Source organism: Herbidospora mongoliensis (genome assembly GCF_001570545.1).
Taxonomy (GTDB): domain Bacteria; phylum Actinomycetota; class Actinomycetes; order Streptosporangiales; family Streptosporangiaceae; genus Herbidospora; species Herbidospora mongoliensis.
This window is the reverse complement of sequence record NZ_BBXD01000013.1, coordinates 382,312-397,865: the sequence shown is the minus strand read 5'-3', so window position 1 is coordinate 397,865 and position 15,554 is coordinate 382,312. Positions and strand designations below refer to the sequence as shown.

15 protein-coding genes are annotated in these 15,554 nt (G+C 69.0%); 9 read left to right on the top strand and 6 right to left on the bottom strand.

Annotation, left to right across the window (positions count from 1 at the left end; all coding sequences use genetic code 11):
- Positions 1-31: 31 nt before the first annotated feature.
- Positions 32-1,066, bottom strand: coding sequence for an acetate/propionate family kinase (locus tag AW272_RS18960; RefSeq protein ID WP_066366749.1), 1,035 nt, complete (start codon positions 1,064-1,066; stop codon positions 32-34).
- Between the two features lie 42 nt (positions 1,067-1,108).
- Here AW272_RS18960 and AW272_RS18955 point away from each other — a divergent pair, with 42 nt between their 5' ends.
- Positions 1,109-3,412, top strand: coding sequence for a phosphoketolase family protein (locus AW272_RS18955; RefSeq protein ID WP_066366747.1), 2,304 nt, complete (start codon positions 1,109-1,111; stop codon positions 3,410-3,412).
- Here the strand turns inward: AW272_RS18955 and AW272_RS18950 are convergent.
- Entirely contained in the window at positions 3,352-4,695 is a 1,344-nt protein-coding gene (locus tag AW272_RS18950) for an MFS transporter (RefSeq protein ID WP_066366746.1), read from the bottom strand. The two genes, AW272_RS18955 and AW272_RS18950, sit on opposite strands and share 61 nt — an antisense overlap.
- Positions 4,696-4,758: 63 nt before the next feature.
- On the opposite strand from AW272_RS18950, the gene AW272_RS18945 reads away from it, so the two are divergent.
- A complete protein-coding gene (locus AW272_RS18945) occupies positions 4,759-5,187 on the top strand; it encodes a winged helix-turn-helix transcriptional regulator (RefSeq protein ID WP_066366740.1) in 429 nt (142 codons plus the stop codon).
- On the opposite strand, the gene AW272_RS18940 is transcribed toward AW272_RS18945, so the two are convergent.
- Positions 5,165-6,328, bottom strand: coding sequence for an AbeC-like domain-containing protein (locus AW272_RS18940; protein WP_157518634.1), 1,164 nt, complete (start codon positions 6,326-6,328; stop codon positions 5,165-5,167). The two genes, AW272_RS18945 and AW272_RS18940, sit on opposite strands and share 23 nt — an antisense overlap.
- A 101-nt stretch (positions 6,329-6,429) precedes the next feature.
- Between AW272_RS18940 and AW272_RS18935 the strand changes: the two genes are divergently transcribed.
- Positions 6,430-7,398: a zinc-dependent alcohol dehydrogenase family protein gene (locus tag AW272_RS18935; RefSeq protein ID WP_369408738.1), complete on the top strand. Its 969-nt coding sequence runs from the start codon at positions 6,430-6,432 to the stop codon at positions 7,396-7,398.
- Here AW272_RS18935 and AW272_RS18930 read toward each other — a convergent pair.
- A complete protein-coding gene (locus tag AW272_RS18930) occupies positions 7,340-8,749 on the bottom strand; it encodes a hypothetical protein (protein WP_157518633.1) in 1,410 nt (469 codons plus the stop codon). The genes AW272_RS18935 and AW272_RS18930 overlap by 59 nt on opposite strands.
- Positions 8,746-10,128 (bottom strand): hypothetical protein, encoded by a 1,383-nt coding sequence (locus AW272_RS18925; RefSeq protein WP_066366734.1) that lies wholly within the window; start codon positions 10,126-10,128, stop codon positions 8,746-8,748. The genes AW272_RS18930 and AW272_RS18925 overlap by 4 nt, the downstream gene beginning before the upstream one ends.
- A gap of 158 nt (positions 10,129-10,286) precedes the next feature.
- Between AW272_RS18925 and AW272_RS18920 the strand changes: the two genes are divergently transcribed.
- From AW272_RS18920 to AW272_RS18895, 6 genes are all read left to right on the top strand, one after another.
- Positions 10,287-11,189 (top strand): ABC transporter substrate-binding protein, encoded by a 903-nt coding sequence (locus AW272_RS18920; protein WP_245657621.1) that lies wholly within the window; start codon positions 10,287-10,289, stop codon positions 11,187-11,189.
- The gene (locus AW272_RS18915) at positions 11,150-12,034 is read left to right on the top strand and encodes an amino acid ABC transporter permease (RefSeq protein ID WP_245657620.1); all 885 of its coding nucleotides are present in this window, start codon (positions 11,150-11,152) and stop codon (positions 12,032-12,034) included. The genes AW272_RS18920 and AW272_RS18915 overlap by 40 nt, the downstream gene beginning before the upstream one ends.
- A complete protein-coding gene (locus tag AW272_RS18910) occupies positions 12,031-12,756 on the top strand; it encodes an amino acid ABC transporter ATP-binding protein (protein ID WP_066366733.1) in 726 nt (241 codons plus the stop codon). Before AW272_RS18915 ends, AW272_RS18910 begins: the two co-directional genes overlap by 4 nt.
- A 70-nt stretch (positions 12,757-12,826) precedes the next feature.
- The gene (locus tag AW272_RS18905) at positions 12,827-13,354 is read left to right on the top strand and encodes a cysteine hydrolase family protein (protein ID WP_066366730.1); all 528 of its coding nucleotides are present in this window, start codon (positions 12,827-12,829) and stop codon (positions 13,352-13,354) included.
- Positions 13,351-14,244 (top strand): GlxA family transcriptional regulator, encoded by an 894-nt coding sequence (locus AW272_RS18900; protein ID WP_066366728.1) that lies wholly within the window; start codon positions 13,351-13,353, stop codon positions 14,242-14,244. Before AW272_RS18905 ends, AW272_RS18900 begins: the two co-directional genes overlap by 4 nt.
- A 44-nt stretch (positions 14,245-14,288) precedes the next feature.
- Complete coding sequence (locus AW272_RS18895) at positions 14,289-14,807, top strand: hypothetical protein (protein WP_066366725.1); 519 nt, start codon at positions 14,289-14,291, stop codon at positions 14,805-14,807.
- On the opposite strand, the gene AW272_RS18890 is transcribed toward AW272_RS18895, so the two are convergent.
- Positions 14,794-15,438: a response regulator gene (locus tag AW272_RS18890; protein WP_066366724.1), complete on the bottom strand. Its 645-nt coding sequence runs from the start codon at positions 15,436-15,438 to the stop codon at positions 14,794-14,796. The two genes, AW272_RS18895 and AW272_RS18890, sit on opposite strands and share 14 nt — an antisense overlap.
- Positions 15,439-15,554: the final 116 nt, after the last annotated feature.

Genomic DNA, 15,554 nt, shown 5'->3' with positions numbered 1-15,554 from the left:
CGATGTGGGGGGTTGTCCGACTCATAACCGCCTACGTCAGAACAAAACCTGCCTCCCGGGCAAGCTGCAACTCCTCCCGCGTCTCGACGACCAGGACCGGCACCCCGTCCGTGCTGATCAGGCCGTCTTCGGTACGGTTGCCGCCCACCGGCTCCCGCACCCCCAGCAGGCCCAGCCGCCGGCAGACACCCGCGCGCACCTCCGGCTGGTCCCAGCCGATCTCGCCGGTGAAGACGAGGGCGTCGAGGCGGTCGAGGGAGGTCGCGGCGGCGGCGATCTCGCGGGCCACCCGGTGGCAGTAGACGTCGAGGGTGAACGTGTCGCCCGCTTTGACCAGGTCGCGGGTGTCGCCGGAGAACCCGTTCGACAGGCCCAGCAGACCGGAGTGCTGCTCCAGGCCGTCTCGTACCTCCGAGAGAGAAAGGCGCCCGTCGAGGAGCCACAGCAGCATGCCGGGATCGACGCTGCCGGACCGCTTGCTCATCGGGACGCCCTCAAGTGGCGTGAACCCCATCGAGGTGTCCATCGACTGCCCGTCCTTGACGGCGCAGACCGACGCGCCGCCGCCCAGGTGGCACAGCACCATCTGGGACGCGTCGACCAACCCGCCGGCCCTGCGCAGGGCATGGGCGTAGGAGAGGCCGTGGAAGCCGTATCGCCGCAGGCCGAAGCGTGATCGCCAGTCGGCGGGGATCGGATAGGTCGAGGCGACCGCGGGCATCCCCGCGTGGAACGCGGTGTCGGGGCAGAGGACCTGCGGGACATCAAGGGCCTCAAGTGAGGCGCGGATCAGCTTGAGTGCGGGCGGCAGGTGAAGCGGGGCAAGGTCTGAAATCTCCGACAACTGGTCGACCAGCTCCATCGACGCGCGCACCGGTTCTCGCACGATCGATCCGCCGTGCACCAGCCGATGGGACACCGCGTCGGGCTTCTCGTCCAGGAATTCGAGCAGCGCGTCCGCCGACGTCGGGGCCTGTTCCACGTGGTGAGTGGCCAGAACCTCGTCTCCGGAGACCAGGTGGAGCCGCAAACTCGATGAACCGGCGTTGACCGTCAGAACCTTCACAATCCGGAGACTTCCCCGTATCAAGGGGTAGAGACCTCGAACATGGACGCTTTGCAGCAGGTCTCCGCCTACTGGCGCGCCGCGAATTATCTCTCCGCCGGTCAGATCTACCTTCTGGACAATCCGCTGCTGACCGAACCGCTGCGCCCGGAGCACATCAAGCCGCGCCTGCTGGGCCACTGGGGCACGACCCCGGGCCTCAACTTCCTCTTCGCCCACCTGAACCGGATCATCACCGAACGCGACCAGGACATGATCTACATCTGCGGCCCCGGCCACGGCGGCCCGGCGGCGGTCGCGCACGCGTGGCTGGAGGGGACCTACAGCGAGATCTACCCCGCCGTCTCCCAGGACGCCCGGGGCATGCAGCGCCTGTTCCGCCAGTTCTCCTTCCCGGGCGGCATCCCCAGCCACGTCGCCCCGGAGACCCCCGGGTCCATCCACGAGGGCGGTGAGCTGGGCTATTCGCTCGCGCACGCGTACGGCGCCGCGTTCGACAACCCCGATCTGGTCGTGGCCTGCGTGATCGGCGACGGCGAGGCCGAGACCGGGCCGCTGGCGGCGAGCTGGCATTCGAACAAGTTCCGCAACCCCCGCAGGGACGGGGTGGTGCTGCCGATCCTGCACCTCAACGGCTACAAGATCGCCAACCCGTCGTTCCTGGCCCGCATCCCACCGGCCGAGCTGACCAAGCTCATGGAGGGGTACGGCTACCGGCCCTACGTCGTCGAGGGCGACGACCCCTCCCAAGTGCATCCGTTGATGGCGAGCACCCTGGACGCCGTCTTCGACGAGATCGCGACCCGCCCTGAGCGCCTCCCGATGATCATCCTGAGGACGCCGAAGGGGTGGACCGGGCCTAAGGAGGTCGACGGGAAGCCCGTCGAAGGGACGTGGCGGGCCCATCAGGTGCCGCTCTCGGAGGTGCGGACCAACGCCGCCCATCTCGAACAGCTCCAGGACTGGATGTCGTCGTACAAGCCCGAAGAGCTCTTCGACGACAACGGCAGGCCCTATCCCGAAGTCGTGGGGCTGGTGCCGAAGGGGCCGCGCCGGATGAGCGCCAACCCGCACGCCAACGGGGGAGAGCTGCTCCGGCCGCTCGTGCTGCCGGACTTCCGGGACTACGCCGTGCCGATCGAGAAGCCCGGCACCGGCTCGACCGAGCCGACGCGGATCCTCGGTGAGTTCCTGAGAGACGTCATCGCCGCCAACCCGCACACCTTCCGGCTGATGGGCCCCGACGAGACGGCGTCGAACCGGCTCCAGGCGGTCTACGAGGCGTCCGGCAAGGAGTGGGAGTTGACCACGCTGCCGACGGACGAGAACCTCCAATCGGGCGGGCGAGTGATGGAGGTCCTGTCGGAGCATCTGTGCCAGGGCTGGCTGGAGGGCTATCTGCTGACCGGGCGGCACGGGCTCTTCAACTGCTACGAGGCGTTCATCCACATCGTCGACGCCATGTTCAACCAGCACGCCAAGTGGCTCGACACCGCTCGCGCGATCCCGTGGCGGCGGCCGGTCGCCTCGCTGAACTACCTCCTGTCCTCACATGTCTGGCGGCAGGACCACAACGGGTTCACCCACCAGGACCCGGGCTTCCTCGATGTCGTACTGAACAAGAAGGCGTCGGTCGTGCGGGTCTACCTGCCGCCGGACGCCAACACGCTGCTCTCGGTCGCCGACCACTGTCTCCGGTCGCGTGACTACGTCAACGTGATCGTCGCCGGGAAGCAGCCCGTCCTCGACCTGTTCGACCGTGACGAGGCGGTCGTCCACTGCACCCGGGGTCTCGGCATCATCGACTGGGCGTCCAACGACGCGGGTCACCAGCCTGACGTGGTGCTGGCCTGCGCGGGCGACGTCCCGACGCTGGAGACGCTCGCCGCCGCCGCGATTCTGCGGGAGAAACTGCCCGAGCTGCGGGTACGCGTCATCAACGTCGTCGACCTGATGCGCCTGCAGCCGCCGGGGGAACACCCCCACGGCCTGTCCGACCCGGAGTTCGACGCACTCTTCACGACCGACAGACCGGTGATCTTCAACTTCCACGGCTACCCGTGGCTCGTCCACCGGCTGACCTACAGACGGCACGGCCACCCCAACTTCCACGTGCGGGGATACCGCGAGGAGGGCACCACCACGACCCCGTTCGACATGGCCATGCTCAACGGCATCGACCGGTTCCACCTCGTCAGAGACGTGATCGACCGAGTGGAGGATCTGGGGGTCCGGTTCGCCGGCCTGCGCCAGGAGATGACCGACGCCCGCCTGCGAGCACGCGCCTACACCCGCGAACGCGGCGAGGACGCGCCCGAGATCAGCGACTGGGTCTGGCCTCGGTAGCCCACCAGCGCACCGGCCAGCACCGCCCCCACCACGGGGATCAGCAGCGCAGTCTGCAGTGACCCGGTCGCGTAGATCGCCGTGGCGGCCGAGACACCCAGAGCCATGCCGAACTGGGTGCACGTGTAGAGCAGCCCCCCGGCCAGCCCGTGCTCCCGTTCGGCCACGCCGTCGGTGGCGGCGATCGTGTACGGCCCATAGGCCAGCGCGAAAGCCACCCCCACCAGCAGCAGCGCGGGCAGCATCACCAAGACGGCCTGGTCGACACCGGTGGGCAGGAACAGCAGATAGGCGACCGCGCCGACGGCCGATCCGGCGAAGATGACCCGGGTCGTGCCGTACTTCCTGATCAACCAGGGTGTCACCGTCGGGCCGAGGATCGCGTCGACGCCCATCGTGGCCATGACCAGGCCGGTGGTCAGGGTCGACCAGCCGCGTTCCTCCTGGAGGTGCAGGGTGACCAGGAACTGGAAGGCCGAGAACGACGCCATGAAGAGGGTCGCCGACACGTTGGTGCGCGAGACGGTCTTCAGCAGGCCGAGCCTGACCAGTGGATAGGAGGCCCGCCGTTCGATCGCCACGAACGCCGCGACCAGGCCCAACCCGGTGGCGAAGATCGGCACCGCCCACAGGTCGGGGTGTTCCAGCCGGACCACCCCGTAGATCAGCAATAACATCGCGCCGGTCACGGTGAACGCCCCGGCGAGGTCGAAGCGGCCCCGCGTCCGCTCCCCGTTGTCGCGGATCAGCGGGATCGCCGCCGCGAGCAGCAGCGCCGCGAAGATGACCGGCGCGAAGAACACCCACCGCCAGCCGAACGAGGTCAGCACGCCCCCGGCGACCATGCCGAGCGAATATCCGGCCCCGCCGACCGCGCCGTAGATGATCAGAGCCCGGTTTCGCACAGTGCCCTCGGCGAAGTTCGCCGTGATCAGCGACAGCCCCGCCGGGGCGATGAACGCCGCCGCCAACCCCGTGACGAACCGGGCCAGCAGCAGCATCCAGCCCTCGGTGGCCAGACCGCCCAGCCCGCTGAACAGCACGAAGATCGTCAGCCAGGTCAGGAACATCCGTCGTCGGCCCAGCATGTCGGCCGCCCGCCCGCCGAGCAGGATGAACCCGCCGAACCCGAGCACGTACGCCGAGACCACCCCGCTCAGCATCGCCGTCGACAGCCCGAGGTCGGCCCTGATGGCGGGCAGGGCGACGTTCAGCAGTGCGACGTCGACGCCTTCCATGAAGATCGTCCCGCACAGCACGAAAAGCACACCCCAGGTGCGCATGTGTGGCCCCCTGTCTCGGTTACCTCTTGTAAGCGACTCCATCCTGGGTAACCATCAGGGGCTATGGAAGACGGGACTTTAAGTACACCGGGGCACTGCGGGGATACCGACTCTGACTTCGACGTATTCCAGTGGGACAGCCGCGAGGACTGCGAGGTCCGGCAGATCCTCGACCGGATCGCCGACAAGTGGTCGCTGCTCGTGATCGCGCTGCTCGACAACAAGAAGATGCGCTTCACCGAGCTGAAGCGCGAGATCGACGGCATCAGCCAGCGCATGCTCGCCCGCACGCTGCGCCACCTCGAACGCGACGGCCTGGTCAAACGGACCGTCTTCCCGGTCGTGCCGCCCCGCGTCGACTACGAGCTGACCCCTCTCGGCGAGAGCCTGCATGAAACGATCAAGGCCCTGGTGACCTGGACCGAGGCCCACCAGCAGGAGATCGCCCGCGCCCGGGAGACGTACGACCTCAGTGGATCTTCTCGGGGATGATCTGGGTCAGCCGCGTGCGCGGTTGTAGACGTTCCCTCAGCTGGGTGACCTGCCGCTGCACGTCGAGTTCCTGCAGGCAGGTGAGGGGTCCTGAACCGAGTTCGCGTACGGACAGACGGGCCCCGTAGTCGTAGGTGACGCCGGGCTTCCTGGGTTTCAGGGCCACGAGCCGGCAGACGCGGGGCAGCGCGAGCAGGATGTCCACGGCGAGATCGGTGCGGCGGACCGACAGAACGCCTCTCGCGATCTTCGTCAGACCGTCCGGCAGCAGGTCGGCCAGCCGGTAGACGTCGGCCACCGGCGGCAGCACGGTCACCACCACCTCGCCGTAACGCCCGTCGGTGCGCAGGAACGCGGTGACGGTGATCTCGTCGTCCTGGAGGATCAACCGGCGGTAGCCGCGCGGGCCCTCGCTGACGGTGATCGCCGGGCGGGCCTGGTCGAGCAGCGCCGACGTGGGTTCGAGCACCCCGGACGCCACGAAGACGTCGGCCTCCTCGGGCAGTTCCAGGCCAGGAGAAGGCCAGGTCTCGTGGACGTCGCCCGCCCCGATGAAGGGCCGTTTCGACAACGTGAGGTTGCCGTGCTGCGCCCGGCTCAGGTAGTCGAGCCTGGGGGTGTCGATCGGCTGGATCGTCGCGCCGGCCTTCAGCCGTCTGGCCAGGATCACCCCCGCCCTGACGCGGAATCCCGTCACGATGATCAAAGTGACCGCGATCGCCGACATCCCGACCGGCATGGCCCCCAGGTCGACCGGCTGCCCGCTGATCAGCGCCTCCAGCCACGGCACCTTGACCATCAGCAGCACGCCGATGACCATCACGACGACAGGCCCGCCCCGGCGCGAGTGCTGGAACCAGACGAACCCGCCCAGGACGATGAGCCAGCTCACCATCCGCCAGAAGTCGAGGATCAGCCCGGCCGCGATCACGACGGAGACCAGCAGGTCCCGGTACGCCATCAGCCGCCGCGCCCGCAGGCAGTGCTGAACCACCGGGACCACATCGAAGTCGCCCGCCGAGGGAGCCACACCCCGGTAGGGGTCGCGGACCAGCTCCCCGAGCACCGCCTCGCGGAACCGGGTGTCGAGATATCCGGCCGCGCAGAGATAGCGCGTCGTGTTCGACATGATTGTGGCCACATCAGGATGATAAGTAGCGGTATTCGAATTGCCTGCTGCCAAATGCGGCTATTGGCCAGCTTTTATCAATTCCTTGCGGAGAGCCGCCTATCGTCGGATTTATGGACATGAACGCCTGGGTGGTGGCCCGGCCGGGGACGCTGGAGTTCACTCGGCTGCCGGTTCCTGAGGCAGGGCCGGGCGAGGTGCTCGTGCGGGTCGAGGTGTGCGGCGTATGCCGCACCGACCTGCATCTTCTCGAAGGTGAGCTGCCGCCGCACCGGCCGAGGACCGTGCCGGGGCACCAGGCCGTCGGCCGGATCGTGGGCACCGGCGAGCGGGTCGGTGTCGCCTGGCTGCGCTCGACCGACGGGACCTGTCAATACTGCCGGCGCGGCAACGAGAACCTGTGCCCGAATTCGACCTATACCGGATGGGACGCCGACGGCGGTTACGCCGAATATTTGGTCGCGTCGAGCGATTACGTTTATCCGCTGCCCGACGACTATCCGGCGGAGAAACTCGCGCCGCTGCTGTGCGCGGGAATCATCGGCTACCGCTCGCTGCTCCGGGCCGAACTCCCGCCGGGCGGACGGCTCGGCATCTACGGCTTCGGCGCGTCCGCCCACCTGACCACACAGGTCGCGATCAAGCGGGGGGCGACGGTCCACGTGCTGACCCGATCTGAGGAGGCGCGCAAGCTCGCCCTCTCCCTGGGCGCGGCCAGTGCGTCGGGCGCCTACGAGCAGCCCCCGGAGAAGCTCGACGCCGCGATCCTGTTCGCGCCGGTCGGCGACCTGGTGCCGACCGCGCTCGAAGCCCTCGACCGGGGCGGCACGCTGGCCGTCGCCGGCATCCACCTGACCGACATCCCGGTGCTGAACTACGACAAGCACCTGTTCGAGGAGCGCGACCTGCGCTCGGTGACGGCCAACACGCGTGAAGACGGCCACGCCTTCCTGGAGTTCGTCGCCGACCACCCGCTGACCGTCGAGACCACTCCCTATCCGCTCGACCAGGCCGACCGGGCACTCACGGATCTGGCCAATGGTCGGGTGCGAGGTGCTGCGGTTTTGCGTATCGGAACATGATCCAGGCGCCGCCCGCCGCCGTCACCGCGCTGAGCACCACGGCCAAGACCGTGGCCTGCGCGTACGTGGGCACCCAACCGGCGCTCCAGGCGATGAACGGCAACATGATCAGCGACCACACGAGCCCGCCGACGACACACCCGATGGGCCAGATCCACCCGGGAGGGGCCGCCCGGCCCGCCGAGATCGTCATCACCACGATCGCGACCGGTACGCCCAGGACCAGCAGCATCGGGATGTTGACGTCGATCATGCCGATGGTCCGGTGATCCCGCGGCGTCAGGGCGCCCCAGGAGCCCAGCCAGATGACCAGCGCTCCGAGGGCGAAACTGGTCCGGCGCACCCCCATGGTCAGGGTCAGCAGCCCGGCCGCGATGGCGACCATCAGCGCGTTCATCGGCAGTGTGTCGTCGTAGCGGCCCGTGACGGTCAACGGCACCGTGAACGACTCGCGGAAGCCGTCTTCGCCGATGCCCAGCCGCTGCCAGGCTCCCGAGGCGTCCCTGACGGCGATACCGTCGGCGCCGTTCGCGACCACCACGACTCCGTTGACCGCCGCGACGCCCAGCGACTCGGTCGCTTCGCGATCCTCTTGGTATTGGGGCGGGTTCGCGCGCGCCAGCCGGTCCTGCGCCTCGACGGGGACCTCCCAGGCGGTGACCCACCGGCCCGCCACCGCCTCCTCGACCTTCAACCGGCCGGGCACGACCCGGTAGCAGCGACTGCCGTCGCAGTCTGACCTCGATGGAACGGCCGCCGGCTTGGGGGAGGCCATGAGGGACCAGGCGTGGGCGTCTGCGGAGACGAAGACGGGGCCGTCGTCGTCGATTCTCCCGCCGCCCAGGCCGCCCCGGGTGTGCACGATGATCGTCCCGCCGCGCTCCGCCACGCTGTAGGCGGTGTAGGTGTACCAGGTCGGTCCCGGGCCGGTGGCGGTCACCGCCAGCACCGCGGCCGGGATCAGCAGGATGACCACGGTCCGCCCCACGGGCACCGGGTTCCGGGAGGCCCACCAGGCGGCGTACAGCGCGGGCAGGGCGAGCAGGTCCGTGAGGTCGGCGAGGATCACCGACGGTCCCCAGACGAGCGACCACGCCTCGGAGGCCAGCCAGGCCCCCGTCTCGGTGGCCTTGACGAGGGTGAACCCCATGCCGGTCAGCGCGATCGAGAGGGCGGGACGGCGGAGCAGCAGGTCGAGCAGGGCGGGCGCGACGATCAGCCCGGCGACGTCGCTGAGTTTCCCGGTGACGAACCCGGGCCACGTGAATTTCAGCAGATGGTCGTTGACGACGAGCACGACCAGCGCCAGCACGGTCAGGGGCTGGCCGATCCACGAAGGCCGCATGGTCATGACCACCCGCCGTGCGGAACCGGAACGTTCGGCCGCCGCGTCCAGTCCCCGGCCCCGATCGCCGCCAGAGCCACGGCCCCGAAGGCGATCTTCGCTCCGGTGTCCGCGTCGGAGTAGAGCTCCAGCCAACCGGCCTGCCAGGCGGCGTAGGGCGCCACCACCGCGGCCACGGCCAGCAGCCCGGCGAGCAGGCTCACCGGGACCAGCCGCCCCGGCGGCCTGGCCCGGGAGACCCCGAAGGCCACCAGACCGGTCCCCGGCAGACAGACCATCAGCCCGAAGGGCAGCGCGCCCGAGATGATCAATGACTCTCCCGAGCTCAAGGCCACCCACAGGCCGAAGACCATCATGGCCCCGCCCACCACGACCAAAGGGCTGTGGGCGCCCCCGAACAGCGCCAGCAACGTGGCGACCAGAGCCGCCAGGCTCGCGAGAACGAACACGTCATAGCGGCCCGACACGGTCAACGGCGCCGCCCTGGCCGGGTCGAAGCCGCCGGGACCGATGCCGAGCCGGTGCCAGGCGCCCCGGGCGTCCCGCAGGGCGATGCCGTCGGCGCCGTTCGCGACGACCACCAGCCGCTCGGTCACCGCGACGGACAACGACTCCACCGGTTCCTTCATATCGCTCGAGTACGCCGGGTTCCCCTCGGGATAGAAGCGGAACAGGTGATCACGGATCTTGTCCGGGATGCTCCACACGGGCGTCCACACACCGGCCCGCGACTCCTCCACCCGCAGATGACCGCGCGCGACCCGGTAGCACCTCGCCCCCAGGCAGGCCTTGGCCGCGCCCTCGATCAGGTCGTGCTGGATCCACTTGTCCCAGGTGACGCCGTCGCGGGTCCGGTAGGCGATCAGGTCGCGGCCATAGCCGTATCCGCCCTCGGTGTGGACGACGATCTCGTCCCCGTCGGACACGACGGCGTAGGCGGTGTACGGCCAGTCGTACGCCGCCATGCTCGTCGCGGCCACCGCCAGCACGGCGGGCGGGACCAGGAGGAACACCACGGCCTTGTGCACCGGAACCGGGTGCCGGTACGCCCACCAGGCAGCCCACAGCGCGGGCAGGGCCAGCAGGTCGGTGGGGTCGGCGAGGACCACCGACGGGTCGAACACCAGCGACCAGGCCTCCGAGGCCAGCCACGCGCCGGTGGCGCTCGCCTTGACCAGCGTGAACGCGATTCCCGTGACGGCGATGGAGACCTTCGGGCGCCGCAGCACCAGATCGAGCAGAGGAGGAAGGAGGATGAGTCCGGCGACGTCACTCAGCTTCCCGGTCACGAATCCGGGAAAGGCCTGTTTCAGCACATGATCGTTCACGACGAGAACGACCAGGGCCAGCACGGTCAGGGGCTGGCCGATCCATGTATGCCGCACAACTCCCAGAGAAGGCGGTGATCCCGCGGAAACCGATAGCCGTGATCATTCTGGGGCCGGATCGTGCGTGCGCCGATGCGGCCGTTTACGGTTCGTGATCGTATCGGGACGGTTTTGTGTATTTGCCGAGGTCGGACATTTCCGACATCATCGGGGGGTTGACCACGTACGACCCCGGAGGCTCCCTCATGCACCGTTCCTCGCTTCTCCTGGCGGCCGGTGTGCTCATCCTCGCCACCGCCTGCGCTCCCGAAGAGACGGCCACGCCCCCGGCGGCGGCCCCCAGTGGGACGGCCTCGGCCGTGGACGCGTGCGCCAAGGAGAGCCTCAAGCTGATCACGCCGGGCAAGCTCACCATCGGGACCGACAAGCCGGCGTACGAGCCCTGGTTCAAGGACGACGCCCCCGACAACGGGCAGGGCTTCGAGGGCGCGGTGGCGGCGGCCGTCGCGAAGGGTCTCGGGTTCGCGCCGACCGAGGTCGTGTGGGAGACCGTCCCGTTCGACTCGTCGTTCGCGCCCGGCCCGAAGAAGTTCGACTTCGACATCAACCAGGTCTCCATCACGCCCGAGCGGGCGAAGGCGGTCGACTTCTCTGACGGCTACTACACCGTCAAGCAGGCCGTCGTCTCGCTGGGCGACTCCGAGTTCGCCTCCGCGACGAACCTCGCCGGGCTCAAGGGCGCGAAGATCGGCGTACAGGCCGGGACCACCGCGCTGAGCGCGGTGCGCGAGATCATCCAGCCGGAAGCCGACCCGAGCGTGTTCAACCAGCAGATCGACGCCGTCAACGCGCTGAAGAACAAGCAGATCGACGCCATCGTGGTCGACCTGCCGACCGCGTTCTACGTCACCGCCGCGCAGATCGAAGGCTCGAAGATCGTCGGGCAGTTCGCCGCCTCCGGTGGCACGCCGGAGGAGTTCGGGCTGCTCTTCGAGAAGGGCAACACCCTCGTGAGCTGCGTCAACAAGGCGCTGGCCGAGCTGAAGTCGTCTGGTGAGCTGGCCGCGATCGAGCAGCAGTGGCTGACCTCGACCGCGGGCGCGCCCGAACTCTCGTGACGACCACCTGGGTCAAGAGCGACCGCCAGAAGGAACGCGAGAAACTCCTCAAGGCCCAGGGGCGGCGGTCGCTGTCGGCCGCGACGATCTCCACGGTCGTCGTGGTCGGCCTGGTGGTCTTCGGGCTGCTCGCCTCGCCGGGCTGGCCCCGGGTGCGGGAGACGTTCTTCAGCTGGGACGCCCTGGTCACCGCGCTGCCCGATGTGCTCAGAGGGTTCCTGCTGAACGTGGGGATCTTCCTGATCGCCGAGCCGATCATCCTGGTGCTCGGGCTCGGGGTGGCGCTGCTGCGCGGGCTGCGGTCGCCGGTGTTCTTCCCTTTGAGGGCTCTCGCCGCGCTCTACACCGACGTCTTCCGCGGCATCCCGGTCATCCTGCTGGTCTACCTGGTCGGGTTCGGCGTCCCGGCGCTCCAGCTTCAGGGGGTGCCGAACGATCCGGTGGTGCTGGGGACGATCGCGCTGATCCTGTCGTACACCTCCTTCGTCGCCGAGGTGTTCCGCTCGGGGATCGACTCCATCCACCCGAGTCAGAAGGCCGCCGCGCGGTCGCTCGGGCTGTCCCATGGGAAGACGATGCGGTACGTCGTCGTCCCGCAGGCCGTCAGAAGAGTCGTGCCGCCGCTGCTCAACGACTTCGCGTCTCTCCAGAAGGACACCGCGCTCGTCGCGATGCTCGGGCCCCTGGAGGCGCTGCGGCAGGCGCAGATCCACGCGGCCGAGTCGTTCAACTACACCCCCTACGTCACCGCCGCGCTGCTGTTCGTGGCGCTGACGGTGCCGATGGCCCGCTTCACCGATCATCTGGCCGCCCGCGCGGCACGTCAGCGCGGAGGCGCGACATGACCCTCCTCACGATCGACGGGGTCTGGAAGCGGTACGGGGAGCACGACGTCCTCAAGGGCGTCGATCTCACCGTCGACACCCACGAGGTCGTCTGCCTCATCGGCGCCTCCGGCTCGGGGAAGTCGACCCTGCTGCGCTGCGTGAACCTGCTGGAGACCGTGGACGACGGCGCGATCCTGCTCGACGACGTCGAGATCACCGACGTCCGGACCGACCCCGACGACGTGCGCAAACGCATCGGGATCGTCTTCCAGGCCTACAACCTGTTCCCGCACATGACCGTGCTCGACAACATCACCCTCGCGCCCCGGAAGGTGCACGGCGTCGGCCGCGCGCAGGCCGAGGAGCAGGCGCGGGAGCTGCTGACCCGGTTCGGGCTGGAGACGAAGGCGCGCGACTACCCCGACCGGCTGTCCGGCGGCCAGCAGCAGCGGGTGGCGATCATCCGGGCCATCGCGACGCAGCCCCGGCTGCTGCTGCTCGACGAGGTGACCTCGGCGCTCGACCCGACGCTGGTCAACGAGGTGCTCGGGGTGATCAGGGAGCTCAAGGAGTCGGGCATGACGATGATCCTGGCCACCCACGAGATGGGCTTCGCCCGCGACATCGCCGACACGGTGTGCTTCCTGGCCGACGGCGTGTTGCTGGAACGCGGGCATCCTGACCAGATCTTCGGGGCGCCGCAGCATCCGCGGACCCGCGAGTTCCTGTCCCGTACGTGACCGGATCGGTCCGGCCCGGGACCCGATTCGGCCTGTTCTCTGGGCATTTTCGCGGGTCAGACTGGTAGGCATGAACAGAGCGCTCATCGTCATCGATGTCCAGGAATCCTTCCGCGCCCGCTCCGAGTGGGACCGGATCGGCAACCCGAAGATCGCCGAGCCGGTCAACCGGTTGGTCCGGGCGGCCCGGTCGCGCGGCGAGCTGGTCGTCTGGGTGCTGCACACCGAAGCGGGCAGCGGCGGTGTGTTCGACCCCGCGTCGGGTCACGTGAAGCTGCTTTCCGAGCTCGACCAGCCGGTCGCCGGGGAGCCGATTCTGTACAAGTCGGCGCACAACGCGTTCACCACGACCAACCTTCAGCAGCGGCTCGTGGAGGCCGGGGTGGGGGAGCTGGTGGTGTGCGGGATCCGTACCGAGCAGTGTGTGGAGACGACCGCCCGCCTGGCCAGTGACCTGGGCTACCAGGTCGTCTTCGTGACCGAGGCGACCACCACCGAAGGGGTCGGCGGCTTCACCGCCGAGGAGATTACGGCCCGCACCGAAGCCGTGCTCCGCGACCGGTTCGCCCGCATCGCGACGGTGTCCGAGCTGGAATGACCCTGATCGTCTTCGCCCTGGTCGACGGGGTGCACCTGCTCGACCTGGCCGGTCCCGCCCAGGTCTTCGACACGGCCGGCTACGACCTGGCCTACGTCGCGGAGCGCCCCCAGGTGGTCAGCGCCCAGGGCCTGCCCCTGGCCGCGGGCCAGACCTGGCCGGAGCTGACGGGCGACGACCTGATCCTGGTGCCCGGCTGGCGCGGCGAAGCGGCCCTCCCCGAGACGCTCCTGACCCGTCTGCGCGACCACCACCGCGCGGGCGGCGTGATCGCCAGCGTGTGCTCCGGCGCCCGCGCGTTCGGCGCCGCGGGCCTGCTCGACGGCCGCCGCTGCACCACCCACCACGACCTCCAGGACGATCTGGCCCGCCGCCACCCGAAGGCGACGGTGATCCGCGACGTGCTGTTCACCGTCGACGACCGGGTGATCACCTCAGCCGGCATCGCCAGCGGCGTCGACCTGGCCCTCCACGTGGTCGCCCTGCGCCACGGCCCGGCCCGAGCCGCTCAGGTGGCCAGGGAGATGGTCGTCTACGCCCGCCGCAACGGCACCGAACCCCAGGCCAGCACGATGCTCCGGCACCGCAACCACCTCGACGACACCGTCCACCAGGTCCAGGACCTGATCGACGGGCACTTCACCGAACCCCTTCCGCTGCCCAAGCTCGCCTTGGCGGCGGGCGTCAGCGAACGCACTCTGACCAGGCTGTTCACCCGCGCCACCGGCCTCACCCCGCTGCGCTACCAGCAGTCGCTGCGCCTGGAACACGCCGAACACCTGATCGGCCACGGCACGACGGTCGAGGCGGCGGCGCGCGAGTCGGGCTTCGACGACGCCCGCATGCTGCGCCGCCTGCGCTCCCGTTTTCGCTCTGCGCTACCGGGGTAAAACAGATCAAATGGGGTGATCTTCAGAGGCGGGGTGCCATGCCTGTGCACGACAGAGCTGCCGGTTTAGCCGAATACCAGAGGGCTCTCGCCAAGGCGAAGGAACAACCGCCGGCCGCCCCCTCCTCGGTCAACCACCGCGCCCGCGGCATCGCCATCGCGCTCCTGGGCCTGGCCTTCGTGCTGATCGCCGGCGCCGGCTTCTACTCCGACTGGTACGGCCCCACCTACGGCAGGTCCACGACCGGGACGGTCGCCGAGGTCGAGGGACGGACGATGTACGTCACGTTCACGACCGCCGAGGGCGTGCCCCAGGTCGGAAGCACCAAGAAGTTCCCGGGAGCGCGGGTGGGGGAACAGCGGGAGATCCTCTACCTGGAGGGTTCGCCGTCCACGGGCGTCGTGGACATCTGGAACCCTGAGATCCCGCCGAGCATGCCCCTTTCGATCATGTTCGCCCTCGCGGGTCTCGGCGCGGTGGCCGCCGGGGTCATGGAGTTCTCCGGCCGCGCCCCCTGGCGCGACGCCGTCGTGCTCGACGAGGCGTCGATCAAGGCTCGATGAGCCCGGCCCTGATCGCGTAGCGGGTCAGTTCGAGACGGTCGCTCATGCCGAGTTTGGCCAGGATGTTGGCGCGGTGGCGGTCGACCGTCTTCGGGCTGATGACCAGGATCTCGGCGATCACCTTCGTCGAGTTGCCCTCGGCGATCAGTTTGACGATCTCCTCCTCGCGCGGCGTCAGGATCTGGTCGGGCAGCGGGTCGCCCTGACGGTGGCGGTGGAGGTAGTCGCGGATCAGCGCGGTGACCGCGCCCGGGTAGAGGAACGGCTCGCCGCGCACCGCCGCCCGGCACGCCTCGATGAGGTCCTGGTCGGCGACCGACTTCAGCACGTAGCCCGACGCGCCGGCCTTGAGGGACGCGAAGAAGTACTGCTCGTTGTCGTACATCGACAGGATCAGGATGCGGATCCCCGGCCAGCGCTTCGAGATCTCCCTGGCGGCCTGAAGACCCGTCATCCGGGGCATCGCGATGTCGAGGATGGCCAGGTCGACGGCATCGTCGCGGCAGGCCTCCACTGCTTCGGCGCCGTCGGCGGCCTCCGCGACGACCTCCAGGTCGGGTTCGGCGTCGAGGATCAGGCGCACCCCGCGCCGGACCAGCGCGTGGTCGTCGGCGAGCAGGATGCGCGTCATCAGATACCTCCAGCGTGGAGACCCCAGGCTTGAGCCCTGGGGAGGAAATGCGACACGGCGCCGCGTGGTCTGGCATCGAAAACACGCCCAGACTTAACTGATCGCGCGGTAAAATG

What these genes read in the sequence shown, in the direction of transcription:
- AW272_RS18890 (WP_066366724.1), bottom strand. Translation starts at nt 15,438, where the DNA reads ATGACGCGCATCCTGCTCGCCGACGACCACGCGCTGGTCCGGCGCGGG.
- AW272_RS18905 (WP_066366730.1), top strand. Translation starts at nt 12,827, where the DNA reads ATGAACAGAGCGCTCATCGTCATCGATGTCCAGGAATCCTTCCGCGCC.
- AW272_RS18930 (WP_157518633.1), bottom strand. Translation starts at nt 8,749, where the DNA reads ATGACCATGCGGCCTTCGTGGATCGGCCAGCCCCTGACCGTGCTGGCG.
- AW272_RS18910 (WP_066366733.1), top strand. Translation starts at nt 12,031, where the DNA reads ATGACCCTCCTCACGATCGACGGGGTCTGGAAGCGGTACGGGGAGCAC.
- AW272_RS18945 (WP_066366740.1), top strand. Translation starts at nt 4,759, where the DNA reads ATGGAAGACGGGACTTTAAGTACACCGGGGCACTGCGGGGATACCGAC.
- AW272_RS18900 (WP_066366728.1), top strand. Translation starts at nt 13,351, where the DNA reads ATGACCCTGATCGTCTTCGCCCTGGTCGACGGGGTGCACCTGCTCGAC.
- AW272_RS18935 (WP_369408738.1), top strand. Translation starts at nt 6,430, where the DNA reads ATGGACATGAACGCCTGGGTGGTGGCCCGGCCGGGGACGCTGGAGTTC.
- AW272_RS18950 (WP_066366746.1), bottom strand. Translation starts at nt 4,695, where the DNA reads ATGCGCACCTGGGGTGTGCTTTTCGTGCTGTGCGGGACGATCTTCATG.
- AW272_RS18955 (WP_066366747.1), top strand. Translation starts at nt 1,109, where the DNA reads ATGGACGCTTTGCAGCAGGTCTCCGCCTACTGGCGCGCCGCGAATTAT.